The sequence below is a fragment of the Dyadobacter sp. Leaf189 genome, from assembly GCF_001424405.1.
In the GTDB taxonomy this organism is placed as follows: Bacteria; Bacteroidota; Bacteroidia; order Cytophagales; family Spirosomataceae; genus Dyadobacter.
Window position 1 is genome coordinate 213874 of record NZ_LMPS01000007.1, and the last position, 26228, is coordinate 240101.

At 45.7% G+C, this 26228-nt stretch carries 23 protein-coding genes; 9 read left to right on the forward strand and 14 right to left on the reverse strand.

The window, feature by feature from the left end:
* The first annotated feature begins 129 nt into the window (after positions 1 to 129).
* The 3 genes from ASG33_RS22470 to ASG33_RS22480 all read left to right on the forward strand — a co-directional run bounded on the left by ASG33_RS22470 (position 130) and on the right by ASG33_RS22480 (position 5182).
* Positions 130 to 513, forward strand: coding sequence for a hypothetical protein (locus ASG33_RS22470; RefSeq protein WP_229238811.1), 384 nt, complete (start codon positions 130 to 132; stop codon positions 511 to 513).
* Between the two features lie 124 nt (positions 514 to 637).
* Positions 638 to 3610, forward strand: coding sequence for a protein translocase subunit SecDF (secDF, locus tag ASG33_RS22475; protein WP_056290991.1), 2973 nt, complete (start codon positions 638 to 640; stop codon positions 3608 to 3610).
* Between the two features lie 120 nt (positions 3611 to 3730).
* Positions 3731 to 5182, forward strand: a complete 1452-nt coding sequence (locus tag ASG33_RS22480) for an amino acid permease (protein ID WP_056290993.1) — start codon at positions 3731 to 3733, stop codon at positions 5180 to 5182.
* A 126-nt stretch (positions 5183 to 5308) separates the two neighbouring features.
* Here the strand turns inward: ASG33_RS22480 and lhgO are convergent, their stop codons facing one another.
* From lhgO to recQ, 5 genes are all read right to left on the reverse strand, one after another.
* Positions 5309 to 6508 (reverse strand): L-2-hydroxyglutarate oxidase, encoded by a 1200-nt coding sequence (gene lhgO, locus ASG33_RS22485; protein WP_056290995.1) that lies wholly within the window; start codon positions 6506 to 6508, stop codon positions 5309 to 5311.
* Positions 6509 to 6544: 36 nt separating this feature from the next.
* Positions 6545 to 7738 carry an anhydro-N-acetylmuramic acid kinase gene (locus tag ASG33_RS22490; protein WP_056290997.1) on the reverse strand — a complete coding sequence of 398 codons (1194 nt, stop codon included), beginning with the start codon at positions 7736 to 7738 and terminating at the stop codon, positions 6545 to 6547.
* Between the two features lie 84 nt (positions 7739 to 7822).
* Positions 7823 to 8932: a regulatory iron-sulfur-containing complex subunit RicT gene (locus tag ASG33_RS22495; RefSeq protein ID WP_229238812.1), complete on the reverse strand. Its 1110-nt coding sequence runs from the start codon at positions 8930 to 8932 to the stop codon at positions 7823 to 7825.
* A gap of 117 nt (positions 8933 to 9049) precedes the next feature.
* Entirely contained in the window at positions 9050 to 10339 is a 1290-nt protein-coding gene (purD, locus tag ASG33_RS22500) for a phosphoribosylamine--glycine ligase (protein ID WP_056290999.1), read from the reverse strand.
* Between the two features lie 54 nt (positions 10340 to 10393).
* On the reverse strand, positions 10394 to 12607 hold the full coding sequence (recQ, locus tag ASG33_RS22505) for a DNA helicase RecQ (protein ID WP_056291001.1): 2214 nt from the start codon (positions 12605 to 12607) through the stop codon (positions 10394 to 10396).
* A gap of 93 nt (positions 12608 to 12700) precedes the next feature.
* On the opposite strand from recQ, the gene ASG33_RS22510 reads away from it, so the two are divergent.
* Positions 12701 to 13675, forward strand: a complete 975-nt coding sequence (locus ASG33_RS22510) for an SIS domain-containing protein (RefSeq protein ID WP_056291003.1) — start codon at positions 12701 to 12703, stop codon at positions 13673 to 13675.
* Positions 13676 to 13784: 109 nt separating this feature from the next.
* On the opposite strand, the gene ASG33_RS22515 is transcribed toward ASG33_RS22510, so the two are convergent.
* From ASG33_RS22515 to rpmG, 6 genes are all read right to left on the reverse strand, one after another.
* A complete protein-coding gene (locus ASG33_RS22515) occupies positions 13785 to 14261 on the reverse strand; it encodes a DUF4293 domain-containing protein (RefSeq protein ID WP_056291005.1) in 477 nt (158 codons plus the stop codon).
* 67 nt (positions 14262 to 14328) lie between these two features.
* Positions 14329 to 15639 carry a 30S ribosomal protein S12 methylthiotransferase RimO gene (gene rimO / locus ASG33_RS22520; RefSeq protein ID WP_056291007.1) on the reverse strand — a complete coding sequence of 437 codons (1311 nt, stop codon included), beginning with the start codon at positions 15637 to 15639 and terminating at the stop codon, positions 14329 to 14331.
* Positions 15640 to 15787: 148 nt separating this feature from the next.
* Positions 15788 to 16123: a type II toxin-antitoxin system RelE/ParE family toxin gene (locus ASG33_RS26325; RefSeq protein WP_082489379.1), complete on the reverse strand. Its 336-nt coding sequence runs from the start codon at positions 16121 to 16123 to the stop codon at positions 15788 to 15790.
* Between the two features lie 165 nt (positions 16124 to 16288).
* Positions 16289 to 17251, reverse strand: a complete 963-nt coding sequence (ftsY, locus tag ASG33_RS22530) for a signal recognition particle-docking protein FtsY (protein ID WP_056291010.1) — start codon at positions 17249 to 17251, stop codon at positions 16289 to 16291.
* 158 nt (positions 17252 to 17409) lie between these two features.
* Complete coding sequence (locus ASG33_RS25650) at positions 17410 to 17562, reverse strand: DUF4295 domain-containing protein (RefSeq protein WP_015813059.1); 153 nt, start codon at positions 17560 to 17562, stop codon at positions 17410 to 17412.
* A 27-nt stretch (positions 17563 to 17589) separates the two neighbouring features.
* Positions 17590 to 17772, reverse strand: a complete 183-nt coding sequence (gene rpmG, locus ASG33_RS22535) for a 50S ribosomal protein L33 (RefSeq protein WP_031528413.1) — start codon at positions 17770 to 17772, stop codon at positions 17590 to 17592.
* 274 nt (positions 17773 to 18046) lie between these two features.
* Here rpmG and ASG33_RS22540 point away from each other — a divergent pair, with 274 nt between their 5' ends.
* From ASG33_RS22540 to ASG33_RS22550, 3 genes are all read left to right on the forward strand, one after another.
* A complete protein-coding gene (locus ASG33_RS22540) occupies positions 18047 to 18598 on the forward strand; it encodes a hypothetical protein (protein ID WP_056291012.1) in 552 nt (183 codons plus the stop codon).
* 87 nt (positions 18599 to 18685) lie between these two features.
* Positions 18686 to 20182: an Asp-tRNA(Asn)/Glu-tRNA(Gln) amidotransferase subunit GatB gene (gene gatB / locus ASG33_RS22545; protein WP_056291014.1), complete on the forward strand. Its 1497-nt coding sequence runs from the start codon at positions 18686 to 18688 to the stop codon at positions 20180 to 20182.
* Positions 20183 to 20212: 30 nt separating this feature from the next.
* Positions 20213 to 21364, forward strand: a complete 1152-nt coding sequence (locus tag ASG33_RS22550; RefSeq protein WP_056291015.1) for a TlpA disulfide reductase family protein — start codon at positions 20213 to 20215, stop codon at positions 21362 to 21364.
* Positions 21365 to 21432: 68 nt separating this feature from the next.
* Here the strand turns inward: ASG33_RS22550 and ASG33_RS22555 are convergent, their stop codons facing one another.
* Positions 21433 to 22308, reverse strand: coding sequence for an NAD-dependent epimerase/dehydratase family protein (locus ASG33_RS22555; RefSeq protein ID WP_056291017.1), 876 nt, complete (start codon positions 22306 to 22308; stop codon positions 21433 to 21435).
* Between the two features lie 18 nt (positions 22309 to 22326).
* On the opposite strand from ASG33_RS22555, the gene ASG33_RS22560 reads away from it, so the two are divergent.
* Complete coding sequence (locus tag ASG33_RS22560; protein ID WP_056291019.1) at positions 22327 to 23337, forward strand: hypothetical protein; 1011 nt, start codon at positions 22327 to 22329, stop codon at positions 23335 to 23337.
* A gap of 45 nt (positions 23338 to 23382) precedes the next feature.
* The gene (locus ASG33_RS22565; RefSeq protein WP_056291021.1) at positions 23383 to 24471 is read left to right on the forward strand and encodes a complex I subunit 1 family protein; all 1089 of its coding nucleotides are present in this window, start codon (positions 23383 to 23385) and stop codon (positions 24469 to 24471) included.
* Here ASG33_RS22565 and ASG33_RS22570 read toward each other — a convergent pair.
* Both ASG33_RS22570 and ASG33_RS22575 read right to left on the reverse strand, forming a co-directional pair.
* Positions 24464 to 24916, reverse strand: coding sequence for a hypothetical protein (locus ASG33_RS22570; protein ID WP_056291023.1), 453 nt, complete (start codon positions 24914 to 24916; stop codon positions 24464 to 24466). The two genes, ASG33_RS22565 and ASG33_RS22570, sit on opposite strands and share 8 nt — an antisense overlap.
* A 53-nt stretch (positions 24917 to 24969) precedes the next feature.
* Positions 24970 to 26199 carry an ABC transporter permease gene (locus tag ASG33_RS22575; RefSeq protein WP_056291200.1) on the reverse strand — a complete coding sequence of 410 codons (1230 nt, stop codon included), beginning with the start codon at positions 26197 to 26199 and terminating at the stop codon, positions 24970 to 24972.
* Positions 26200 to 26228: the final 29 nt, after the last annotated feature.

Consider the following 26228-nt stretch of genomic DNA (forward strand, 5'->3'; position numbering starts at 1 on the left):
TCATACTGTGTTTGATAATGATCGGATACTTTCCTTCTGGATTATCTGTTGAATAAGGAAAAAATAGTTTGCTATTCTAAATTTTTCAATCCTAATTTGCGGTTCATTTTCGACCCCCTACTGCATATAGTGAAGACTCAAAGAGTTATCAATCAGACAATCAGCTTCATGCTTGCCGCCTTGCTTTTGGTGGTAGCAGGCGCCCGGTCGTGGTCTGATCATGCAATTGGCGGGGAGAAATTCGTTTCCAAATCGAAAGAAATAACAAAGGGTGCTGCTGCTGAGCAGGGTTCCCTGCCTGTTGAAGCCAAAGTGAGCGCGCTTGCGCTGGATGCGGTTATTACTCCCGCTATTTCGTTTGACTTTTCGCATTACTTCTATTTTTTACCTCAGCCTGTCTGGCATTTTGTTGCCAAAGAACTGGCAGTCAGGTTTACTTTTCAGGAATCGTTTTTCCTGTTCTCCTACTTCCACCGGATCTTCGGAAGATTCATAGTCACCAACGCTCCCTGACATTCCGGGAGATCTTTTCCGCATTACTGTAATACTTTCATCGAGAAGTGCTTCGTAACCTGTCATCAGGTAGCAAATCCGTATTTTTTATCAAGAATCCCAATTAATTTTTTCATTTAAGAAAATGACCAATAAAAATGGAATAATAGGGTTGACCATCGTGATCGCCCTTATTAGCGTTTATTATCTGTCTTTTACTTTTGCTTCAAGAAGCTTTAAAAGCAAGGCGATTGCTTATGCAACCGACGCAAAAGGAGAGGTAGATGTCGCCAAAAAACAACGTTACATTGATTCATTGTGGCGTGAAGAAGTGTACCTCGGCCACACATTGCAGGAGGTTACCGAACGTGAGCTGAACCTGGGTCTTGACCTGCAAGGTGGAATGCACGTGGTGTTGGAGGTAGCACCTGCCGACATTTTGAGAGGAATGGCAGGTGGAAATGCACGCAGCGCTGCTTTCCAGACTGCATTGAAAAAAGCCGGCGAAGACAAAGCGGCCAGCAATAGTACATTCATCAACCGTTTTGCGGCAGCATACAAAGAAGCAGCGCCTAACAGCAGCCTCGCTTCCCTGTTTGCAACCAGCGCCAACCGTGGTAAGATCAGCAGTAGTTCATCTGATGCAGATGTAGTTAAAATGCTGAATACGGAGGTAAACGGTTCTATTGATCGCGCTTTCCAGATTACCTCTGCTCGTATTGATAAGTTTGGCGTAACTAACCCGAACATTCAGCGTCTGCCTGGACAAAACCGGATTTTGGTAGAATTGCCAGGTGTTGATAACCCTGAGCGTGTTCGTCGTCTGCTTTCAGGTGCTGCGAAACTGGAATTTGCAGAAGTGTACCTGACTCAGGAACTGGGCGCAGGTCTGGAAGGATTGGGCCGGTATCTGACCCAGCAAGCTGAGATTGAGAAAGCAAAAAAACCTGCTGCTGCTGGAACAATTGCAACAACTGATTCAACCAAGAAAACATCAACTGGCGGACTGGCTGAACAGCTGGCACAGAAAAGCGATTCTACTGCAAACGATTCGGCTGCGGTAGCTGCACAAACTGCTGCATTGACGAGCCTGTTTGTTCCAATGCCACAAGGATTGGGTGTTTATTTGAAAGACACTGCACGTGCCGGAGAAATCCTGCGCCGCCCGGAAGTACGCTCATTGTTCCCTGCTGACCTTGTTTTCATGTGGGACAGAAAAGGAACAGCTGCCGGAGATAATCAATTGATCCTGCCTTTGTATTTTATTAAAAAGGCAAACGGCGAAGCTGCCATGGAAGGTGATGTGATTGTAGATGCAACACACGATTATGACGAAAGAGGCCGGCCGGAAGTTACCATGCGTATGAATGGAGAAGGTGCTCGTAAATGGCGTTCATTGACTGCCCGCAGCGTAGGTCGTCCGGTAGCGATTATCATCGATAACCTGGTTTACACTGCACCAACTGTACAAGGTGAAATTCCAAATGGTAACTCAAGCATTACCGGGAACTTTACTGTGGAAGAGACAAAGGATATGTCAAACGTGCTGAAAGCGGGTAAACTGCCTGCTCCGACTCACATTGTTGAAGAAGCGGTAGTAGGTTCGTCACTGGGCGCTGAGGCGATCAACGATGGTTTGCTTTCATCTGCGGTTGGTTTGCTGATCGTACTGGTCTTCATGGTAGCTTATTATAACAAAGCAGGTTGGATCGCAGATATCGCATTGCTGATCAACTTGTTCTTCCTGCTGGGAGTAATGGCGTCGTTGGGCGCAGTATTGACGCTTTCAGGTATCGCCGGTATCGTACTTTCAATTGGTATGGCGGTAGATGCGAACGTACTGATCTACGAAGGTATCAAGGCAGAGCTGGAAGAAGGTAAGCCATTTGGACAGGCTATTCGTGATGGTTTCAAACATTCATTAAGCGCGATCATTGACTCCAACGTAACTACTTTGCTGACGGGTATTATCCTTTATACGTTCGGTACAGGTCTGGTACTTGGTTTTGCAACGACGCTTGTACTGGGTCTGCTTACTTCATTGTTCAGCGCCATTTTCATTACACGTTTGCTACTAGAATACCAGATCAAAAAAGGCAAGGCATTTAACTTCTACACAGGCCTGACCAAGAATTGGTTTAAAGACAACGATTTCGACTTCGTTTCACAACGTAAGCGTTTTTACCTGATTTCCGGAGTGATTATAGCGATTGGTATCGGTTCATTCATTTTCAAAGGTTTTGGACTGGGTATCGACTTCAAAGGCGGTCGTTCTTACGTGGTTCGTTTTGAAAATAATGTTGATGCGGACGATCTGCGTGACAAAATGGATCAGACACTTGGATCTGCAACGGAGGTAAAAACTTTCGGTGGTCAGGACCAGGTTAAAATTACAACTGCTTACCTGATCGAAGAAACCACAGCGGATGCAGATCAAAAAGCGGAAGCGAAGATCATGGAGGGTGTGAAGAAAATCGGTAATAACCCTGCCAAAATCGTGAGCTCAAACAAAGTAGGGCCAACTATGGCGCAGGATACACTTTGGTCGGCTGTTTACGCGGTACTACTTGCGCTTGCTGCCAACTTTGTATACATCCTGATCCGGTTTAAAAGAGTTGCATTCAGCTATGGAGCGGTTATGTCACTTGCCCACGACGTTGTGATTATTCTAGCGATATTCTCGCTGTTCAATGGCTGGTTACCATGGTCACTGGATATCGACCAGGCATTTATCGGTGCGATCCTGACGATGATCGGTTACTCTATGAACGATACCGTTGTAATTTATGACCGTATCCGGGACTACCTGGCGGATGATAAGTCACGTGGACAGAGCCTTCCTACAGTTATCAACAATGCGTTGAACAGTACATTGAGCCGTACCGCGGTTACGGGTATTTCGGTAATCCTGGTACTGATCGTTCTGATGATTTTCGGAGGCGCAGTAATCCGCGGATTTACATTCTGTATGTTGCTTGGTGTAATCGTAGGTACTTATTCTTCGCTTTTCGTAGCGGCACCAATCGTGGTTGACCTTCTGCAGCGTGACCAGAATAAAACGCCTTCACTCGCAACAGCGGAAACTGTACCGGCAGCGCCAAAGAAAGTAAAAGCATAATTAAATAGAAGAAAAGAGGGCTAGCATTGTGCTATCCCTCTTTTTATTTTGCCTTCGTACATTCTTAGCGAATTTTCTTTTAGTTTTATAAGATGTTAATATAACTACAACAAACAGCTTATGGCAAATCAATTATGGGCTAAAAAGCCCATTGAGAAATTATTGAGTGAATCAACAGGCGAAGCTAACCAGCTAAAAAGATCGTTGGGGTCAGCTAGTTTGGTAGCATTAGGAATTGGCGCCATTATCGGTGCGGGACTCTTCTCTTTAACAGGTATTGCCGCTGCGGAACACTCAGGGCCAGCAGTAACCATTTCATTTGTACTTGCTGCATTGGGCTGCGGTTTTGCGGGCCTCTGCTACGCTGAATTTGCTTCCATGATCCCCATTGCGGGAAGTGCCTATACCTATTCTTATGCAACAATGGGTGAGTTCGTAGCCTGGATCATCGGCTGGGACCTCGTACTTGAATATGCGCTTGGCGCCGCCACAGTTTCGGTAAGCTGGTCGAGGTACCTGCTCGAATTGCTCAGCAAATTTGACGTACACCTTCCCACTCAGCTGGTTTGTTCTCCATTTGAAGTGGTAACACTGAGTAACGGAACGGTGATCGATAATGGGATTGTCAATCTGCCTGCCATTTTCATCGTGTGCATGCTGTCGTTATTGCTAATCCGTGGTACCGAAGGTTCTGCATTTCTGAACAACTTCCTGGTAGTACTGAAAGTAGCTGTTGTATTGATATTCATCGCATTGGGTTGGAGCCACATCAACCCTGATAACTACGTTCCTTACATTCCTGAAAACACAGGCGCTTACGAAAACTTTGGATGGTCGGGTATTGCAACCGGGGCCGCCGTGGTGTTCTTTGCATTCATCGGGTTTGATGCGGTATCTACTGCCGCGCAGGAAGCTAAAAACCCGCAAAAAGGAATGCCGATCGGTATCCTGGGCTCTCTCGTGGTTTGTACGATTTTGTACGTGCTTTTTGCACACGTAATGACAGGTCTGGTGAAATACACGGACTTCCTGAATGATGCAAAACCTGCTGCAACTGCATTCGCAAAAACAGGCTATGATTCGCTGCAGACTGCATTGATTATCGCGATTTTGGCGGGTTATACTTCGGTAATGCTGGTTATGCTATTAGGCCAGAGCCGCGTATTTTATTCGATGAGTAAAGATGGTTTGCTGCCGAAATTTTTCAGCGCGGTGCACCCAAAGTTCGCAACGCCATTCAAGACAAACTTGTTCTTCATGGTTTTCGTGAGCATTTTCGCGGGATTGGTTCCGGTAAGTGACCTGGGCCACATGGTAAGTATCGGTACCTTGTTCGCATTCTGTCTGGTTTGCGTGGGCGTATGGATGCTCCGCGTAAAAAGACCTGAGCTGCACCGCTCATTCCGCACGCCGCTGGTACCATTCGTACCGATTATGGGGATTGTCGTTTGTGTGTACCTGATGTACTCTCTACCGGTAGAAAGCTGGTATCGTCTGGCCATCTGGCTGGCGATTGGCTTAGCGGTTTATTTTGGATATGGTAAGAAAAACAGCAAAATAGGACAGTACTAGTTGGCTGTCGGCTTTCGGCCGTCGGCTATCAGCCTTCCTCTTTTGTATTAATATTTTAAAGCCGTGGTTGTTTCAGTAGAAGCAGCCACGGCTTTTTTTTTAGCCGACTGCCGACTACCGACTGCCTCAAATCCTCGCTAAAACCCTTTCCGAAACCGTTTGCCCAATCGAAAGCGACGATGTGGCTGCGGGGGAAGGCGCGTTGCATACGTTTACTGCATTTTTATTTTCGATAATGGAGAAATCGTCGAGCAGGCCGCCATCGTAGTCGCAGGCCTGTGCACGTACTCCCGAGCCACCAGGAACCAGGTCTTCGATCCGTACTGCCGGGATCAATCCCTGCAATGCTTTGGTAAAAGCAGCTTTTGAAAACGACCGGTAATATTCGCCCATTCCTGTTTTCCAGTATTTGGTTGCTACCTTCCTGAATCCAGGCCACGCGAGCGATTCCATGAGCTCGGGCACATTGATGTCCAGCCGGTTGTAACCTTCGCGTCTGAATGCAAAAACTGCATTGGGACCAGCTTCTATGCCACCTTCGATCATTCTTGTAAAATGTACACCCAGGAAAGGAAAGTTGGGATCAGGCACAGGGTAAATCAGGTTCCTGACCAGGTAATGTCGCTCTGGCTTGATCTTGTAGTACTCGCCACGGAATGGGATAATGCGGACTTTGATGTTCTCCGGCTGGGTTAGTTGTGCAACTTTATCGGAATAAAGTCCGGCACAGTTTACGATCAGTTTGGTCTCAAATACCTTACCACTTGCCGAGACCACTTCTGAATGCGAAGTTTTGCTTCGAACATCGTCCACTTTCTCACCAAACCGGATTTCACCGTCCAGCTTTCGAAAGCATTCCGCATATTTTTCACAAACCCTTTTGTAATCAATAATACCAGTATAAGGTACCCAAATTCCCTCTAAACCAACTACATAAGGTTCTTTCTCGCGAATTTCTGCCTGAGTTATCATACGGTTTTGAATAAGTCCATTCTGATTGCCGCGCTCAAAAAGGTTACGGAGTAATGGGCGTTGCTCTTCGGTAGTTGCAACTACTATTTTGCCGCATAAATCATAGGGTACTCCTTCTTTGTCGCAAAAATCAAGCAGCATTCTGTACCCGCGAATGCAGTTGGTAGCTTTCAGGCTCCCCGGTTTGTAGTAAAGTCCGGAATGGATCACACCGCTGTTATGGCCTGTCTGGTGCTTTGCCACTTCGTTTTCTTTTTCGAGTAAAAGCACTTTCAATCCCTGTCTTTGCTCTTTAATGCGCAGGGCAGTAGCCAGGCCGACTATTCCCCCTCCTATAATTGTAATATCGTACATGACAGCTCAGTGATTTTTTTAGTTATAAATGGAGGTTTAGCCCGGAAAGGAAATTTTACCCATAGATACAGAAGGAACTCCTTCTTTTTTACCAAAATCGGATTGTACCCCAGCCACTGTTTCATTAGCGAGTACAGCAAACAAAACAGCTTCTTTGGCATCACCGGAAATGCCAAGTTCATCGATCAGGCCCACCGGCTGATTCAATCGATTGCTGATCGCCTGCATGAGCACCGGATTGTGTGCTCCGCCGCCGCTTGCATATATTTTGTAAGCGGCGCCAGCTTCAATGGACTTGCCGATTGCGTCAACAATGGTATCTGCACTAAGTTGCGTAAGCGTCGCAATCAGATCCTCATTCAAAAGGGACCGTGTTCCTGCTTTTTCTAGCGCGCTTTCCACGTATGTGGCATTAAAAACTTCCGGACCGGTTGTTTTGGGAAATGGCAGATTAAAGAAAGCGAGCGATTTAAGTTCTCTTAAAAGGGCCGTATTTACATTCCCGCTTGCCGCGATGCGTCCATTCTCGTCAAAAGGCTTGTCAAAAAGCTTCCTGACAAAATAGTCCAGCAATGTATTTCCCGGGCCGGTATCTGTGGTAAAAACGGCAGCTGCATTCAAATGCCCGGGGAGGAATGTAAAGTTGGCTATACCGCCCATATTGAGCAGAATGCGGTTTTCGTCCTTTTGGGAAAACAAATAATAGTCTCCGTAAACAGCCAGCGGCGCGCCTTCTCCGCCCGCAGCAATATGCTTCTGTCTGAAATCACTGACTGTGATAATGCCTGTTTGAACAGCAATATGGTCACCGTCGCCAATTTGAAGCGTCGCATTTGGATAATGCGGAAGCTGGTGTTGCTTTTGGGGGGCGTGAAAAACGGTTTGTCCGTGGCTTGCGATCAGGTCGATTTCCGAAACCGGAATATCCCAGCTTTGCAGACATTCCACGATCATTCGTCCGTGAGTAGTCCCGATGTAAGGATTGAGGAGACACAGCTGCTGAAAGTCAATCTCGCGCTTTGCAAATATGGTTCTGATCTCTTTCCGGAAAGCGTCTTCGTAGGGGACTGTGGTGAACTTTTCCAGCGACAGGGAAGTAGCAGTTCCGCTATTACGGATATTACAAACTGCGATGTCCAGACCGTCCAGCGAGGTTCCCGACATTAACCCGATAATGCGCCTGGACTCGCTATGCGCGATTTGATGTAGCCGCTCTATGTGTTCTCTCATAGAATCAATCGAAAAAAGAAGTCAAGTCTGGGACGGGGACGCCTAGTCTTGACTTCTTGTATAATTCGCAAAAATCCGGGCAATTTACTTACCTGCGGGCTGATTTGGTGAAGCAGACTGCGGTTTGTTCTGCGCGTTCGGATTGTTCTTGTTTTGTCCTGACCTGTTTTTCTTTTTCTTCTTTTTCTTCTTCTGCTCCTCGCTGTATTTTTTGTCGAGGTTTTCAAGGTCGCTGTTCAATTTGCCAGCGGCTTTATCGAGGCTCTTTTCCGGTTCAGGAGTCAGGATTTCCAGTGATTCCGGAATGATATCTTTTTTATTGAGATCGATGATCTGCAATACTTTATCAATCGCAACCGGGTACCAGTTGGTATCCTTATCAAACCCAAACCACATGATCTTTTTGAAGATATCCGTTTTTTGCAGCGTAGCAATCCCTTTTTTGGTTTTCAAAGGCGCATCTACCGTCGGGATATCCCTTAATGCATCAATGTAAGTTTCCAGCTCGTAGTTGAGGCAGCATTTCAATCTGCCGCATTGGCCTGATAGCTTGGCCGGGTTGAGCGACAGGTTTTGATAACGTGCGGCTGAGGTTGAGATATTTTTGAAATCCGTCAGCCAGGTAGAGCAGCAAAGCTCGCGACCGCAGGATCCCAATCCACCCAGCCGGCTCGCTTCCTGGCGCAGGCTGATCTGCCGCATTTCAATCCGAACCTTAAATTCAGAAGCCAGACTCTTGATCAGCTCCCGGAAATCCACACGCTCCTCAGAAGAATAGTAGAATGTTGTTTTAGTATTATCAGACTGAAACTCTACGTCCGACAACTTCATATTCAACTTCATCTCCCGAATAATCTCGCGGGTACGGTACAAGGTCGGCATTTCGCGGGCCATGGCTTGCGTGTGCTTATCCAAGTCTTTTTCAGTTGCAATGCGGTAAATAACGTGCATATCATCGCTGATCACCACGTTTTTCCGCTTCATCTGAAGCCGCACCAATTCTCCCTGCAGAGAAATAGTACCTATATGCTGGCCCGAGGCCATTTCACAGACCACATAGTCGCCTGTTACAAATTCCAGCTGGTTGATATTGCGGAAATACTCTTTTCTTCCCCCCTTGAATTTCACCTCGACAACGTCAAAACGCTGCCCGGCAGGAACGTCCATGTGGCTAAGCCAGTCAAAGACATTCATTTTGTTACATCCTCCGGTTCCGCAATTTCCTTTACTTCCACATCCTGATACTGCTGTACCGCCGGTACCGCATCCCCCGGATGAACATGATCCGCATCCCATAGTTACTCCTCCTCATCAATCGTTATAACGTATTAAATCAACACCTATATCGTGACGGAAATACTTCCCTTCGAACTGCACAACCTGGGCTGCGCGCTGCGATTTGTGAACCGCATTTTCGAGCGAATTGGCCAGGCCTGTTAATGCCATAACCCTGCCTCCATTCGTCACAATCTCGGTATTAGCGTTAAAAGTAGTGCCAGCATGGTATAAGTATACATCCTCTACTTTTTCGCTTCCGGAAATTACCTTTCCTTTTTCATAATCCCCGGGATAGCCGCCGGAAACAACAACTGTTGTAACCGCTACCTGCGGAGATATTTGTATATCAAAATCATTCAGCGTTCCTTTTGCAGTCGAGGCCATTAACATAGCCAGGTCGGACTGGATCCGCGGAATTACAACTTCTGTTTCAGGATCTCCCATACGCACGTTGTATTCGATCACGTAAGGTTCACCTTTTATATTCATTAATCCAATGAAAATAAAACCGACATATTTAATGCCTTCGCTTTTTAGCCCATTAAGCGTCGGTTTGACCACTTTTTCATCAACTTTCCGGAGAAAATTAGCATCGGCAAATGTAACAGGCGACACTGCGCCCATTCCGCCGGTATTCAAGCCGGTATCGCTTTCGCCAATGCGTTTGTAATCTTTCGCCTCGGGCAAAATTTTGTAATGCTCTCCGTCTGTTAACACAAACACAGAAAGCTCGATACCTTTCAGGAATTGCTCAACAACTACTTTATTTCCGGCGTCGCCGAATTTTTTATCCACAAGCATTTCCCTGAATGCAGTTTCTGCTTCGGAGAATTTTTCAGCGATGATCACACCTTTTCCGGCGGCCAGTCCGTCGGCTTTCAGTACGATAGGAAGCGGGTGGGCTTCCAGGTATTCCACACCGATTTCCAGTGTTTCAGCAGTAAAAGTTCTGGATGAAGCAGTTGGGATTCCGTACTTCTGCATGAATGCTTTTGAAAAATCCTTGCTGCCTTCCAGCTGCGCGCCGGCTTTGTTCGGACCGATGATCTTCACATGCGCCAGGCTTTCTTTTGACTCAAAATAATCAACAATTCCGTTTACGAGCGGCTCTTCCGGGCCTACGATCACAAGCTCGATCTTATGCCCGATTACTGCGTCGGCAATTGCGTCAAAATCATTGTAAGAAATAGAGAGGTTCGTTGCTACACTTGCCGTACCGGCGTTTCCGGGGGCCACAAACAAGCTGTCACAAAGAGGGCTTTGGGAGATTTTCCATGCGAAAGCGTGTTCTCTCCCGCCGGATCCCAATATAAGTATATTCATAAGTTGGTTAAAAAATGCAAATTGGTGGTTGCTACGGATCGTATTGTCAGGAACTTAGTTAGCCAACTCCGACAAGAACTTAATACGCATCAGCCTCAATTCTTCTTCACTGATTTCATCGTTTGCAAATTCGTCGAGCGCAACGGCAATATTATCAGTTTCAGCGGTCATAAAATAATCGTATATATCCTGTTGCCGCTCACGATCGATCACCTGATTGATATAGTAGTCCAGGTTCAGCTTCGTTCCCGAGTAGCAAATGTGTTCAACTTCTTCAATCACGTCCGCCAGTTCGAGGTCTTTCACTTCCGCTATTTCATCCAGACTGACTTTCCGGTCAACCTGCTGAATAATGAAAATCTTGATCTTCGACTTATTTACTGTGGATTTGATAACAACATCTTTGGCAGTTTCGATTTCATTCTCCTCTACATAGCGGGTAATCAGGTCGATAAACTGCCGGCCAAACTTCTGCACTTTCCCCATTCCGACACCGTTGATCTGCGCCATTTCCTGCTGGGTAGTAGGGTAGGTCGTGGCCATTTCTTCCAATGACGGATCCTGGAAAATAACGTACGGAGGAAGATTTTTCTCTTTGGCAACCTTCTTGCGAAGCGCTTTCAGCATTCCAAGGAGTGCCTCGTCGTACGCATGAGCGCTTCCGCCGGTTGCAGCGGCTTCTTTATCGTCGTCTTCCGGCTTTACCTCTTCTTCTTCGAAATTATGGTCTTTATAAAGCGTTACCTGATAAGGATCGTTCAGGAAGTTTGCTCCCTTCGTACTTAACCGGATTACGCCGTAATTTTCAATGTCTTTTTCAAGGTAATTCAGGATCACCAGCTGGCGGATGGTAGATACCCAGTAGTCGCGTGATTCATTCAGCTCCAACCCTTTTCCGTACACATCGAGCTGATCGTGCTCATAGCTTTTTACATACTGGTTTTCGGTCGCGGTCAAGAGATCTGCAATGTGCTCGCAGTCAAAACGCTGCTCTGTTTGCAATACCGCTTTTAGTACCAGGATCACATCTTCCTGAACCTTCGTTTTTTCAGTTGGTTTAACGCAGTTATCGCAAAAACCGCAGTCTTTTTCGAGGTACTCTCCAAAATAGCTTAGTAATTGCCGCCGCCGGCAAACTCCCAGCGTGGAATAAGCTACCATTTCATTCAGCAAATGGCGCGCATTATCTCTCTCGGTAACAGTTTTGTCTTTGTTAAATTTTTCCAGCTTCTGGATATCGTCGTAGCTGTAAAACATCAGGCAGTTACCTTCCAGTCCGTCGCGGCCAGCGCGGCCAGTTTCCTGGTAGTATCCTTCCAATGATTTTGGAACATCGTAATGGATCACAAAACGAACATCCGGCTTATCAATACCCATTCCGAATGCGATTGTTGCAACAATTACGTCGCATTCTTCATTCAGGAATGCATCCTGGTTCGCCATTCTGGTATTGCTATCGAGACCGGCGTGGTACGGTAATGCACGTACGTCGTTCACATTCAGCAGCTCGGCTACTTCTTCCACCGTTTTGCGGCTGAGGCAGTACACGATACCCGACTTCCCTTTGTTATTGCGGATATAGCGGATCAGCTGCTTTTTAACGTCCTTTTTCGGACGGATTTCGTAGTAGAGATTCTTTCTGTTGAATGAAGATTTAAAGGTTTCCGCCTCTTCCATCTGCAGGTTTTTCCGGATATCCTGCTGCACTTTCGGTGTAGCAGTTGCGGTTAATGCGATAATGGGAAGCTGTCCGATATTTTCAATAATGCCGTAAATGCGGCGGTATTCAGGCCTGAAATCGTGTCCCCATTCAGAGATACAATGTGCCTCGTCTATCGCAACAAAGGATATTTTTACCCTTTTCAGGAAATCAAGATTATCCTCTTTGGTCAGGGATTCAGGAGCAATGTAAAGCAGTTTGAGGCTACCGTCGAGCGCGTCTGTTTTAACGCGTGTCATTTCAGCCTTTGTCAATGTGGAATTCAAAAACTGTGCATTAATCCCGAAAGCGGTCAACTGATCGACCTGGTTTTTCATCAATGCAATTAGAGGGGAAATAACTATCGTCAGTCCATCGCTGACCAGGGCAGGTAGTTGATAGCAAAGAGATTTGCCCGCTCCGGTAGGCATAATTACGAATGTATTTTTGCCAAGAAGTATGTTTTGAATAATTACCTCTTGGTCTCCCCGGAACTGACTATATCCAAATATTTCTTTAAGTTTTTCTTTTAACGTGTCTAGTACGACATGATCAACCTGCTTTACCATACTCTGTTAACAAAATGGTTATTCCAAACTTCTATATCTTTGTTTTTGAATTGAATATCCACAATTGTATTCCCTTTAAACTGTGTTTCAGATTTGAAATTAATAAAAAATATCCAGTCAATAGCAAAAGAAGTAATACGGCAGGAGGCAGAAGCTTTGCACACAATTATTGAACTGATTGATGATGAATTTGAAAGCTGCGTATATGCCATTTTAAATTCGGGAGGCCGTGTCGTGATTTCCGGAATAGGCAAGAGCGCAATCGTAGGGCAGAAAATCGTAGCTACTTTAAACTCAACGGGAACGCCCGCATTGTTCATGCACGCCGCCGACGCGATCCATGGAGACCTTGGTATGATACAGAAAAATGATACCGTACTTGTGATTTCAAAAAGCGGCGATACGCCGGAGATTAAAGTACTGGTCCCGCTGGTAAAAAGAACAGGTGTCAAAATGATCGCAATGGTAAGCAACAGGGATTCTTACCTTGCCAGAAATGCAGATTTTGTATTGAATGCATATGCAGCCAAAGAGGCGGACCCACTGAACCTGGCGCCTACTACAAGTACTTCTGTGACAATGGCGCTCGGTGATGCGCTGGCTGTTTGTTTGCTGGAAGCGAGAGGTTTTACACACGACGATTTTGCCAAATATCACCCGGGAGGCGCATTGGGCAAGCGACTTTACCTGAAAGTCTGCGACATATATCCGTACAATGCGATGCCCAAAGTTTCGGAAAGTGCTTCTTTGCAGGAAATTATCCTTGAAATGACTTCAAAAAGGCTGGGCGCTACGGCAGTAGTAAAAGCTGAAAATCAAATGGCGGGTATTATCACCGACGGCGATCTGCGCCGGATGCTCAAAGAACACAAAGGCACGGAGCTGCTGGACCTCAAAGCAAGTGATATTATGACAGCCTCTCCGGTGACAGTTTCACCGGACGAATACGCTGTGAATGCATTGGAAATTATGCAATCGCGGAGTATAACCCAGGTTATCGTGGTTGAAAACAACGAAGTACTTGGCTTCGTCCACCTGCATGATCTGCTGCGCGAAGGATTGGTTTAATTTTCCTTTGTCGCCCTGAGCGTAACCGTTGGCAAAGCAGTATGTTAGTGACATCGTACCTGCCCTTCGACCGCCCGGCGGCCCGGTGCGCTCAGGGGTGACAAAGGGCCTACCTGAATCTCTTAGACTGCTGAACTGTACGCTCGTCTTTGCGGATAAAGCGATTTGCAAAAACATTCGCGAGCATTGCACCTACTAGTCCGTAGAAGCCAAAATCATATTTTCCAGGCAATTCCGGATCAAACAATTTGGCTGCCTTGTAGAAAGTAAAATAGATCACAAGTCCCATTAAAACGGTCATCAGAATGGAATTCACTGCGCAAAGTGCAGATTGCAAAACGCGGTTTTTATACTGGGAAACAGCATAAGCGGCCACGCCGGCAACGAGAATCGCCAGGATGATAAGGTAATAAACGGGCTGGATATTGGCTTGTACGGGATCTATCTGGTGCGTCAGCTTTGTCGCGGTCAGTACAGCGCTTTCTTCTCCTGAAAGTGCAATTTTACTCCAGATCGGAAAGGCAAGGAACAAGCCCATTCCTACAATGGTAATGGCTAAAAAAACAGTCTGTATTCTTTGTAACATTTCTTTAAATATTATTTCTACAAAAATCTGAAAGGCAAGTCGAAAAACACAGGAACGTGGCAAAAAATCAGGAAACAATGTCACCGTACAAATCGAACTCCTCAGCTGCATTGATCTTTACATTCGCAAAATCACCCAAACGCACGTACTGACTGGCTGGTACCAGCACTTCATTATCTACTTCCGGTGAGTCAAATTCAGTCCGGCCAATAAAGTGCCCGCCTTCTTTCCGGTCGAACAGTACTTTGTAAGTGTTGCCGATTTTGTTCTGGTTCAATTCGTAAGAAATGCCCTGCTGCAATTCCATTATCGCATCTGCACGCTCCTGTTTGATCTCCGCAGGAACATCATCTTCCATTGTAAATGAATGCGTATTGTCCTCATGTGAATACTGGAATGCGCCAAGGCGGTCGAAACGCATTTTTTCCACAAACTCGTAAGTTTCATCAAAAAGGGATTCTGTTTCGCCGGGGTGACCGACGATCAATGTGGTACGCAAGGCAATTCCAGGTACTTTTTCACGAATGCTGTAAATCAGAGATTCCGTTTTGTCGCGTGTTATCCCTCTTCGCATCGATTTCAAGATCTCTGTCGAGCCAGCTTGCAGCGGCATATCCAGGTATTTGCAAACGTTACTCCGCTCATTCATAATGTCGAGAATGTCCATCGGAAAGCCAGCCGGGTAAGCATATTGCAGCCTGATCCATTCGATTCCTTCCACATCTGAAAGCTGGGCGATCAGATCTGATAAATTTCTCTTTTTATAAATATCAAGACCATAGTAGGTCAGGTCCTGCGCGATGAGGATCAGCTCCTTGGTGCCACGTTTTGCAAGTGATTTCGCTTCTTTAACCAACTCGTCGATCGGACGGGATATGTGGCCGCCGCGCATAATTGGTATCGCGCAAAAGCTACATGGACGATCGCAACCTTCGGCTATTTTAAGGTAAGCATAATGCGTCGGCGTTGTCAGAAGGCGTTCCCCAACCAGCTCGTGCTTGTAATCTGCTTTCAAGGTTTTGAGCAAACGGGGCAGTTCATTGGTGCCGAACCAGGCGTCAACAGTGGGGATTTCTACCGAAAGTTCGTCTTTGTAGCGGTGCGACAAACAGCCAGTAACATATACTTTGTCCACCATTCCGGCTGCTTTTGCATCGGCATAGCGCAAAATGGTATTGATGGATTCTTCCTTGGCATTATCAATAAAGCCGCAGGTGTTAATTACTACAATCTGCGAATCATCTTTTTTGGACTCGTGCGCGACCGTAAAACCGTTTCCTTTAAGCTGCGTATACAAAACTTCCGAGTCAACCACGTTTTTGGAACAACCGAGCGTGACAATATTGACTTTGTTTTTTACTATTCCTTTGGTTTTCATTGGGATTAGCTATTGGCGGTTAGCTTTTAGCTATTTGCTTTATGAATGGAAAATTAAATGGATGCTGTCACCAGCGAAGTGATTGGTTATGAACCGTAAATTGGGGTGCAAAGTTCGGGAAAAATATCAGAATAGCGACTCTTGAAAGTTAGGGTATCTTGATTTGCCGCGCCGTTTTTATTTTGGACACACTTCGGCTGGAATGAATGATTGTAAGAACTTCAATCCTTGTCTTCGAAACTCGGTAAATGACGAGATGATTTTTGAATCGAAGATTACGGTATTTCTTTGAAGTTGTTTTTAGATATCGACATTCTGGATGATGTAGGTGGCTCGATGAAAGCTTTAATATCTCTGCATAGAGCTCATCCAGAAAATCAGTTGCTGAACTGTACGAGAATGTTTCCATTCCATACACATAAAGTTCTTCAAGATTTTCGTGTGCTACTTTGCTGAATACAACTTCGCGTATTTCGACTTCCAATTTTCGATTATTTGAGCTGTTTCGCTCGCACTGTAAAAAGGTCCCTTCTCAGCCTTTTGTACGATATGCAAGAATTCTTCTTCACTCAAAGGAACGCCAGGAGTAGCTAAGTTTTTTTTCGATGGTTGGATTTTGCCCATAACCAAAATTACCTAAAATGTCGAATTACCCAATTTTCTTAAACAAAGAATCTACAAATTCACTTCTGTCAAATACTTGTAAATCATCTATTTTCTCTCCTACACCAATGTATTTTACGGGAATTTTAAATTCATCGGAGATACCGATTACTACGCCGCCTTTGGCAGTTCCGTCGAGCTTGGTAATAGCCAGAGCCGTAATTTCAGTGACTTTGGTAAACTCGCGTGCCTGGATCACTGCATTCTGACCGGTGCTTCCGTCCAATACGAGCAAAACTTCATGCGGCGCGTCGGGGATGATTTTCTGCATGACCCTTTTGATCTTTGAAAGCTCATTCATCAGATTGACCTTCGTATGCAAACGACCTGCGGTGTCAATGATAATTACATCTGCGCCTATTTCCCCGCCCTTTTTCAATGCGTCATAAGCAACAGCCGAAGGATCAGTATTCATTCCGTGGTCGATCACGGGAACATCAACTCTTTTGCCCCAGAGTTTCAGCTGGTCTACCGCCGCAGCACGAAAGGTATCTGCTGCACCCAACACAACTTTGTGGCCCCGCTGGTGAAACTGGTGGGCTAGCTTTCCGATAGTGGTTGTTTTGCCGACTCCATTCACACCTACCACCATAATTACGTAAGGTTTAGGCAGGTGCTGTGTTTCAAAGCTGTCTTTTATATCAATGGATTTATTCTCTGTGAGCAACGCTGCTATCTCTTCACGCAGAATGCTGTCGAGCTCAGCTGTGGTTGCATATTTGTCCCGGGCTACACGCTCTTCAATGCGCTTGATCACCTTCACGGTAGTTTCAACTCCTACGTCGGAGCTCACCAGAATATCTTCCAGTTCATCAAGAACGTCTTCATCAATAGTGGTTTTACCCACAATAGCGCGTGAAAGTTTACCAAAGAAACTGTCCTTGGTTTTTTCAAGCCCTTTATCTAGTGTTTCTTTTTTCTCCTTTGAAAAAAAGCCGAATAAACTCATAATCCAGAAATGTTAATGGATCAAAAATAAAACAAAAAAAGTCCCAAAAAGGGACTTTTTAATAACTTCATGTTTAAAACCTACCTTTTACCCGCTTAGGGTGACAATCATAAGGTTGTTGTCAATCTAAGCGTACCAGGCGGCCGGGCAGTCGAAGACTAGTTTTTCAATGCACCTTGAACACCGTCAAGGGGTACGATTTCTTCTTTGAAGGTATAAGCTCCTGTTTTAGGAGATTTTACGGCTTTAATCACTTTCGCGAATGCTTTACCGCCTTCTTTTTTCAGGGTAGCAACTACTTTCTTTGCCATGTCTGTATATCGTTAAAGTTTTAAAACTTATTTAATCTCTTTATGTATAGTATAGCGTCTCAGGAAAGAATTGAATTTTTTCAATTCCATACGGCCTGGCGTATTCTTGCGATTTTTTGTAGTCACGTAACGTGACATTCCTGGAACACCGCTATCTTTTTGTTCTGTGCATTCCAATATAACCTGCACTCTATTACCTTTCTTAGCCATTGCTTTAAATCATTTTTACAAACAGGAGTGCAAAAGTAACAACATTTAATTTAAACACAATAATCAAGTCAAAAATATCAGCAGAAATTTTGGGCATTTTTTACAAACAACCGATTGCTTAACAGATTGTCATACAAACCGGTAACGTGTATAAAGTTGCCTCTAAAATCTAATTTATGCCCGTTAAATGAAGGAAATATGGAGCAAACATGCTTTCTTCGTGTGGATGTTTGCATAAAATCCTTAATCTGGCGGAAATTTAAAATTGAAAACAATGACTATCAGTAAAAGCACTTCTTTGGCGGTTATGGCCTTGGCAGTTTACTTCATTACAGGCTGCTCTTCAAAGGAAGATCGCGATAAATACGATCATTATTATGGTTCAGGCAGTAAGTCAAGAGAAGAAACAGCACTTGTAAAGCTGGCTAACGACAGAAAAAATCAACCTGAAACACCGGCGGCAGCTCCTGCCGCAGCAGCAACACCTGCTGCTCCTGGCGATTCTGCAAAAGCCGGCGACTCGGCAGCAGCACCAGCTGCGGCGGCTCCTGCAGTAGCAGCGGCTCCAAAAAGAAAGCCGGTTCCAGCCGACGTATCTGCGTTACTTAACAAACACGCTTGTTTTGCCTGCCACCAGGCTTACGATAAAGTAATCGGACCAGCTTACTCCGAAGTTGCCAAAAAGAAGTACTCAGCTGACGAGATCGTAGCGCTTGTACACAGTCCAAAACCTGAGCACTGGCCTGGTTATCCTCCAATGGCGCCTCTGCCTCATGTTCCAAAAGCAGATATCGTTGTGATTGCCAACTGGATCAACTCATTATAATATCCATTTCGAGTCTTTTAAAATACGGGCCGTTCATGCTATGGACGGCCCGTATGCATATCTTTGTTATAGCATTTTACATTAATTATGACCAATACCACACTGCAACCTGCTGATATTACGGATGAATTGCTCGCAACCTATGAAACGGTGATCGGGCTTGAAGTGCATTGTCAGCTGTTGACAGAATCGAAGTTGTTTACCAGGGATGTCAATCTTTTTGGAACAGAACCCAATACGAACATCGGTCCGCTGACACTCGCGTTGCCTGGGACACTGCCCAAAATCAACAAAAAAGCAGTAGAGTATGCAGTTCGCCTTGGGCTTGCATGTGGCTGCTCCATTAGCAGAAAGACAGTTTTCGACCGTAAAAACTACTTTTACCCTGATCTTCCCAAAGGATACCAGATATCACAGGATAAAAAACCGATTTGCGAAAACGGTGGTGTAACTATCTCGACTAAAGACGCAACAGGTAAGATAACAGAGAAATTAATCCGCTTTCACCACATTCACCTCGAAGAGGATGCGGGAAAATCTGTTCACGAGGGCGATCAGGTGGAGACTTTGCTGGATTATAACCGCGCAGGAACTCCGCTGGTAGAAATGGTTTCCGAGCCGGATCTAAGGTCTGCAGAGGAAACCGGCGCATTTGTTACTGAGATAAGAAGACTGGTCCGCTACCTTGGAATCAGTGATGGAAATATGGAAGAAGGCTCCCTCCGTTGCGACGTGAACGTTTCTGTTCGAAAGAATGGCGCAGCGGAATTTGGGACAAAGGTTGAGATCAAGAATATGAACTCAATCCGAAATATGATGCGGGCGATCGGCTTCGAAGAAAGAAGACAGGTGGCTCTGCTCGAAAGCGGCGGAACAGTGCAGCAGGAAACACGGATGTTTGACGTGGATAATGGCCAGACTTACGGAATGCGTGTTAAAGAAACCATGAACGATTACCGCTATTTCCCCGATCCGGACCTTTCGCCCGTGATCGTCTCGGAAGAGTGGCTGAATGATATAAAAGGCAGCATGCCCGCATTGCCTCATGAATTGCGGGAGAAGTTTGTAAACCAGTACGGGATTCCTGCTTACGACGCAATGGTACTGACAGATACAAAGGAAGTTGCGGACTATTTCGAAGCAGTGTGCAGTAAAACATCTGCCTACAAAGCAGCTTCGAACTGGTTGATGGGCCCGGTGAAATCATTTCTGAACGATAATGGAGGAAACATCGCCTTGTTCCCGGTCAGTGCGCAAACGCTGGCCGAGCTGATCGAGCTTTCGGAGTCGGGTACGGTCAGTAACTCTGTTGCCACACAAAAAATATTTCCGGTACTCCTGGCTGAGCCGCAAAGGGTGCCGCGGGACATTGCTTCAGAGAATAACTGGCTGCAAAACAGCAATACAAACGAGCTGGAATCGTTGGTAGAAGAGGTAATTAATTCAATGCCAGACAAAGTAGCTGCTTACCGGAAAGGTAAAAAAGGACTGATCGGATTGTTCGTCGGAGAAGTGATGAAGAAGTCGAACAATACTGCAGATCCCAAGCTGGTCAACCAGTTACTGGCGCAGAAATTATCATAAAACAGTTTCTTAACAGAAATTTTCAGGCTTATGAAGGGGTTTTTAAAAGGGGGTATATTATCTGTGTTGCTCGTTGCCGGAGTACAATCCTGGGCACAGCAGCTTGATCCCAAAGATTTTACCGTTACCGGGAAAGTTAAAAACGGCGCGAAGGGTGAAAAGGTCATTCTTTCCAAATCCACGGCAGCCGGCTCGTCGGTTAAGCTGGATTCCACGCAACTGGCCGCTGACGGTAGCTTCTCGTTAAAAAGTACCGAAAGAGACCGCGGAAGTTTCTTCACGCTTAACATTGCCGACAGACAAAAAGTAGTACTGCTGGTTGAAGGAGGCGAAAATTTGAATGTCCAGGCGGATGGTACCACCCGTGATGCCAAGGGAAATGGAGGAAAAGCCGAGGTTTCCGGCTCAAAAAATATGGAGTACTACGCGCAGCTTGACAAGCTGATGCAGGCTTTTGCCGCCAAGGTGACTGTTTGGAATGAAGAATATGCGGCCGCAGAAGAAAAAAAGGATACCAAGAAAATAGCGGAAATCCAGCAGAATTTTACAAAGGCGGATCAGGAACGCTTGACAGCTATTAAATCAATGCTGCCTGAAATGGGTACTTCGTTGGTTGCATTGTTTGCAGCGAACAATTTCCTGAACCCCGAAACTGATCTTGAAACATTGAAAAAGCTGGCGGCCGACTATGAAAAGGTGCAGCCAACTCCTACGCTTGCCAAAGGTTTTATCGGTCAGGTGAAACGTTTTGCAGGTGTGTCAGTGGGGCAGGAGGCGCCGGATTTTACGCTCAACAGTCCGGAAGGAAAGCCTGTTTCACTCTCGTCGCTTCGTGGAAAATATGTGTTGATCGATTTTTGGGCTTCCTGGTGTGGACCGTGCCGAATGGAAAACCCGAATGTGGTCAGAATGTATGATAAGTTCAAGGATAAAGGTTTTGACATTTACGGAGTATCTCTGGACGATAATGAGAAAGCCTGGAAAACGGCCATTTCAAAAGATAACCTGAAATGGCAGCACGGATCGGAGCTGAAAAAATGGAATTCGGGCGTGGCGCAAACCTACGGGGTGAATGCAATACCAGCTACGTTCCTGATTGATAAAGACGGAAAAATCATCGCTAAAAACCTGCGGGGGCCAGCTCTTGAAAGTAAGCTGATGGAATTACTGGGTGCCCAATAATATCTTTTTGGTTATATCATAATAAAACCCGCGGGGATAATCCTGCGGGTTTTTTGTTGTTAATGGTATCAGATCGGATCTTCAAGAGAATAAAGAAACTGTAATGGATCCGGATATAGGAAGTCGTACTTATATGTTTCAGTTAATTTACGATTTGAAACAATCTTGAAATCAGGCTGCCGTCCGTCAGCAAACGTGGGCGCTTCCCAACCAAATTGCGCACAGGTATCTATGTATATTTCGCTTCGGGTTGGGTGAAGCGGGGCAACTATGTTGAAAGTCTCATTACAAACTCCCTGTTTGAGCATTTCCAGGGTAATCGCGGCCCCATCGTCCCTGTGAATGTAGTTGACCGGAACTGTGCCGGTAGTCATATCTTTTTTCCCCTGTACATATTTTCCGGGAATGCGATTGTAGCCCAGGAGCCCGCCGAAGCGAAGAATACTTGCTGTGCATTGTGGCCGCAGAGAAGTGATAAGCTGCTCTGCCTGCACCATTTCGGAATAAGCTGATTCTTCCGGAGTGGTTACATCTTCTTCCGTAACCGTTCGGTTGAGATCCGGGTAAATGCTGGTCGAACTGATGAAAAGGACTTCTTTCACCGGAGATTCCCTGACGGATGAAACAACCGCCTGTATTTGCTGTGCATAAAAGCCGGGCTCGTGCTGACTTGAACGCGGCGGAAGCGAGACAACCAGTGAATCCACATCAAAGAATGCATTTACCTTCTCCGAATCTGCCGTAAAACCGGGAGTAAGATCGAGCAGGAAACCTTCGAACCCCAGCGCATTGAACTTTGCCAGTTTGGATTCAGAAGTGGTACTGCACTTGATTTGTGATGTAATAGGATCACCAACCAAACGTTGTGCTAGTGCAATTCCCAGCCAACCGCAGCCAAGAATGCTTATTCGTTTTTTTTCTATTTTTGAAGCTTCACCTGACATATATTTCCCGATAGTCGAATGATTTATTTAAAACAGATCAGTCTTATTGCGCTACTGGCAGTCTTTTCATTTTCCTGCAAGCCTGACAACAGAGCTGTTGCTGATATAAGTGATATAGATTTAAAAGTTGTTTCTGAAAATCTCGACGAGGAGCTATTTGCCTGCAAGTCGGAGACAGAAGTACAAAATTTTTTGAACAAACATCCGAATTTAGGCAGGTATTACTTTTCAGATGCACCGGTTGAGCCTGGTAAACTGGCAGGTTATCTCTTTAGTATTCTTCAAAATCAGGATTTCAGGACATTCAAGACGCAGCTCGACTCGCTGATTGGCGACCGGCAAACTGTAATTGTAGATTCACTCACGAAAGCATTCAAACACATTAAGTACTACTACCCTGCATTTACCGCACCAAAAGTTGAATTTATGGTCTCCGGTTTCGCAGGTAATGATCTGTACATTTCAGACTCTCTTATCATCATTGGTCTCGATTATTTCGGCGGCCCAAATGCAATGTACCGTCCTGATGTATTTGATTACCAGTTACGCCGCTATCAAAAAGAGTATATTGTTCCTTCCATTATTTTCTTTATTTCAAACAGGTTCAACAAAATCAGTCCGGGTGATCAAACCTTACTGGCCGATATGATCGGGTATGGGAAAGGGTATGAATTTGTGAGACACATGATGCCCGGAACGCCGCAAAGTCTGATTATCGGCTACTCGGAGGATAACCTGAAAAAGACCTATAACAGTCAGCAGGATATCTGGGCGTACTTTATCGCGAGCAAGTTACTTTATGAAAAGAATGTGTTGCAAAAGCGTAAATTCATCGAAGAGCGACCATTTACAACAGAAATCGGGCAGAAAGTGCCGGGTGCTATCGCCCGCTGGGTAGGATGGCGCATTGTGAATTTGTTTATGAAAGAAAACAGGGAAGTATCTATTGTTGAGTTGATGGAGATTGAGAATGCAAGCCGGATCCTGCAGGAATCGGGTTATAGCGGCCAGCCGGACAAAGTAGAGTAGATTTTATTTACTTTTGCCAAATCCTGTTAACTCAACCAGCCTTTAATGCCATTTACCCTCCTAATATTCCTGCTCCTGGTACCCGGCTTTGTGGTAATCGGTGTCTATCTTGAAAGAAAGGTATCCGCCTTTATCCAGGATAGAATGGGGCCAATGGAGGTAGGTAAGTGGGGTCTTTTGCAACTTTTTGCAGATTTGCTTAAACTGTTGCAAAAAGAAGACATTGTTCCCAAAGCAGCCGACAGGCGCCTCTTTCTGATGGCGCCTTTTATTATTTTCATCTCCGTATTTGCAGGTTTTGCAGTAGTTCCGCTGGCGCCGGAGCTTGCAGGTTCGGGTGCGGCAGTCGGCGTTTTCTTTCTTTTGACGATCGTTTCCGTAGATGTTGTCGGGCTGTTAATGGCTGGCTGGGGCTCTAACAATAAATTCGCATTGTTCGGGGCAATGCGCGCTGTGGCACAAATCATATCCTACGAAATACCACTTGGTTTGTCAATTCTCTGCGTAGTAATGTTAACGCAAACACTTGATCTGCAAGTGATCAGCTTTCAGCAGGGCATTTACTCGACTGAGCCCGTTTACCTCTTTGGAATGAAACAATTGGGCGTGGATGTAACCCAGGTAGGCGGGATACTGACCTGGAATATTGTCAGAAATCCTTTCTTGTTGATAGCCTACGTCGTGTTTTTCATAGCCTCTCTTGCAGAATGTAACCGTGCACCGTTTGACTTACCTGAGGGAGAATCTGAATTAGTAGCCGGTTTTCATACAGAGTATTCCGGAATGCGCTGGGCGCTTTTTATGCTCTCCGAATATGGAATGATGTTGCTGGTATCGCTCCTGGGCGCTATTCTCTTTCTTGGAAGCTGGAACACACCGCTTCCTAATATCGGCCCGCTTCGTTTGGCAGATTGGACAAGCGGAGAACCCGGAACCTGGTTTGGATACATTACCGGGATCTTCTGGATTTTAAGTAAGGCGATGTTTGGTATTCTTCTGCAAATGTGGGCCCGGTGGACTTTGCCCCGGCTTCGCGTGGATCAGCTGATGTATTTAGGCTGGAAGGTACTGACGCCGGTTGGTCTGGTTCTCTTCTTTATTTCCGGCGTCTGGCGTTTGATCGGTATCAGTTAGTAATTTCTGCTCCGTCAAGAATGTAGTTCATCTGGTAAATATCATCTGCATTCAACTTCAATGTTCCCGTAAAAGTAAGCCGCTCATCGGTTTTGAACTTCCGGCCATCTTTTTTCTTGAAGTTCAGGGTCATTACCGTTTCAGGTCCGGCACCTCCGCAAAAAAAGCATGCGCTGAATGGAAATGCGGAAAGCACGTACAAGTTTGCATCCAGGTCAACCGGGAGAATATAGCCGGTAATAGCTACCTGCTGATTTTTCAACTTCTGAACACTTGGGCCAAAAGTAGGGTGGAGCATGTAAATGGATTCTTCTGCATACCACTTTTTCTTGAAAGTCACATCGCGTAAAGTCTCCCAGGTCACCTTAACGGGTTCGTTGGCCGGCTTGAATGCCAGGAGTGTGGTAATGCAAAAAAATAAGATGGCCGCTTTCAACGATTTCATTTGCTCTTCTATTTAAAAGGGATTGAACCTGATAAACAAATTTAAGCAGATTATCATTCCTCTGCCAGTGTGCGGGATATATTCAGCCGGTAAATTCCTGCCGAAGGAAGCGCCGCCGCAATTGCCCCAACTGCCAATGCGGCAAAAAGAAGGTAGATTTCCTCAGGCAGAAGCGCGAACCTGCCAAGGGTATAATGGAAATCCTGCTCCGCTGCTTTCGAGAAAAACCACAACCCGACCCTGCTGAGAATAATACCGGACAAAAAGCCGATTACCGCCAGGAACAATCCTTCAATTAGCAACATCAGGAAAAGGAAAGTTCGTGTAGCGCCAAGGGAAAGCATCAATGCCATTTCGTACTTACGTTCTTTCAGAGAATTGTAAAGCGAAACAAAAACGCTTATTCCAGCAATGGTAATAATAATAATGGCGATCGCCCGCAGTGTTTCGATTCCTACACCAAGCAGCGAAAAAAGCCGGTTGATCTCGATGCTCGGCAATGCAGCCTGCATAGATGTATTCTGGTTGATCTGCCACGGAATTGTCATTAAACCCATCGGATTACGAAACTGGATTAATGCACTGGTAACATCCTTTCCATCTTCGTCGGGCTCGCCGCCAGCGTGTTCCCCGGCATGGTCCTCATGCTTTTCAGTGGTGGGTTTTTCATGATCGTGGATATCCCAGATACTGGATAACCTGGTCAGGATCAGCTGATCTACTACCGAGCCACTAGGTTGGAAGATACCTGTGACCTTGTACTTACGATCGCCATGCACATCACCTGCTCCGTCCAGTCCGTGAGAGCTTGCGAAAGTATCGCCGATTTTAAGTCCTGATACCCGGGCCACCTTGCTGCCGAGCGTTACTTCCATAGATGCATTATATACGTGCCCCTCGGCTACCTTCACCTTATAATGCTCAATGTACTTGGGCGTGGTTCCCAGGATCCTGAATCCCTGGTAATTATCTCCCATTGAAAGTGGGATCACTGTTTTTACAAACGGATTTTTTCTTAATGCATCTACTTCTGCCAGTGGTACATTGCCTGTGGGCGCGTCGATCTGGTAAATGCTGGACAGGATCAATTGCAAGGGGCTGCCTTTCGCGCCTACTACCATGTCAATTCCTTTGATATTCTTCCGGAACTGCTCGTCAAGCTGCTGGTTCAGGAGCAGAAGCAACGAGATCATGCCAATACCGAGCGCAAGTAAAAGTGCACTCAGGAAGCTGTTAAGCTTTTTTTCTTTGATATTGGCGATGCTGATTTTGAAAAGGTTCATTGCGTTGATTTTTGCCACCCGGAGAGCAG

Excerpts from the sequence above, each read along its gene's own strand:
- rpmG (WP_031528413.1), bottom strand. The coding sequence starts at position 17,772 with ATGGCTAAGAAAGGTAATAGAGTGCAGGTTATATTGGAATGCACAGAA.
- gatB (WP_056291014.1), top strand. The coding sequence starts at position 18,686 with ATGACCAATACCACACTGCAACCTGCTGATATTACGGATGAATTGCTC.
- ASG33_RS25650 (WP_015813059.1), bottom strand. The coding sequence starts at position 17,562 with ATGGCAAAGAAAGTAGTTGCTACCCTGAAAAAAGAAGGCGGTAAAGCA.
- ASG33_RS22490 (WP_056290997.1), bottom strand. The coding sequence starts at position 7,738 with ATGAGAGAACACATAGAGCGGCTACATCAAATCGCGCATAGCGAGTCC.
- purD (WP_056290999.1), bottom strand. The coding sequence starts at position 10,339 with ATGAATATACTTATATTGGGATCCGGCGGGAGAGAACACGCTTTCGCA.
- ASG33_RS22540 (WP_056291012.1), top strand. The coding sequence starts at position 18,047 with ATGACTATCAGTAAAAGCACTTCTTTGGCGGTTATGGCCTTGGCAGTT.
- recQ (WP_056291001.1), bottom strand. The coding sequence starts at position 12,607 with ATGGTAAAGCAGGTTGATCATGTCGTACTAGACACGTTAAAAGAAAAA.
- ASG33_RS22555 (WP_056291017.1), bottom strand. The coding sequence starts at position 22,308 with ATGTCAGGTGAAGCTTCAAAAATAGAAAAAAAACGAATAAGCATTCTT.
- ASG33_RS22575 (WP_056291200.1), bottom strand. The coding sequence starts at position 26,199 with ATGAACCTTTTCAAAATCAGCATCGCCAATATCAAAGAAAAAAAGCTT.
- ASG33_RS22515 (WP_056291005.1), bottom strand. The coding sequence starts at position 14,261 with ATGTTACAAAGAATACAGACTGTTTTTTTAGCCATTACCATTGTAGGA.
- ftsY (WP_056291010.1), bottom strand. The coding sequence starts at position 17,251 with ATGAGTTTATTCGGCTTTTTTTCAAAGGAGAAAAAAGAAACACTAGAT.
- ASG33_RS22495 (WP_229238812.1), bottom strand. The coding sequence starts at position 8,932 with ATGAATGTCTTTGACTGGCTTAGCCACATGGACGTTCCTGCCGGGCAG.
- ASG33_RS22560 (WP_056291019.1), top strand. The coding sequence starts at position 22,327 with ATGATTTATTTAAAACAGATCAGTCTTATTGCGCTACTGGCAGTCTTT.
- ASG33_RS22550 (WP_056291015.1), top strand. The coding sequence starts at position 20,213 with ATGAAGGGGTTTTTAAAAGGGGGTATATTATCTGTGTTGCTCGTTGCC.
- ASG33_RS22480 (WP_056290993.1), top strand. The coding sequence starts at position 3,731 with ATGGCAAATCAATTATGGGCTAAAAAGCCCATTGAGAAATTATTGAGT.
- ASG33_RS22565 (WP_056291021.1), top strand. The coding sequence starts at position 23,383 with ATGCCATTTACCCTCCTAATATTCCTGCTCCTGGTACCCGGCTTTGTG.
- ASG33_RS22570 (WP_056291023.1), bottom strand. The coding sequence starts at position 24,916 with ATGAAATCGTTGAAAGCGGCCATCTTATTTTTTTGCATTACCACACTC.
- rimO (WP_056291007.1), bottom strand. The coding sequence starts at position 15,639 with ATGAAAACCAAAGGAATAGTAAAAAACAAAGTCAATATTGTCACGCTC.
- secDF (WP_056290991.1), top strand. The coding sequence starts at position 638 with ATGACCAATAAAAATGGAATAATAGGGTTGACCATCGTGATCGCCCTT.
- lhgO (WP_056290995.1), bottom strand. The coding sequence starts at position 6,508 with ATGTACGATATTACAATTATAGGAGGGGGAATAGTCGGCCTGGCTACT.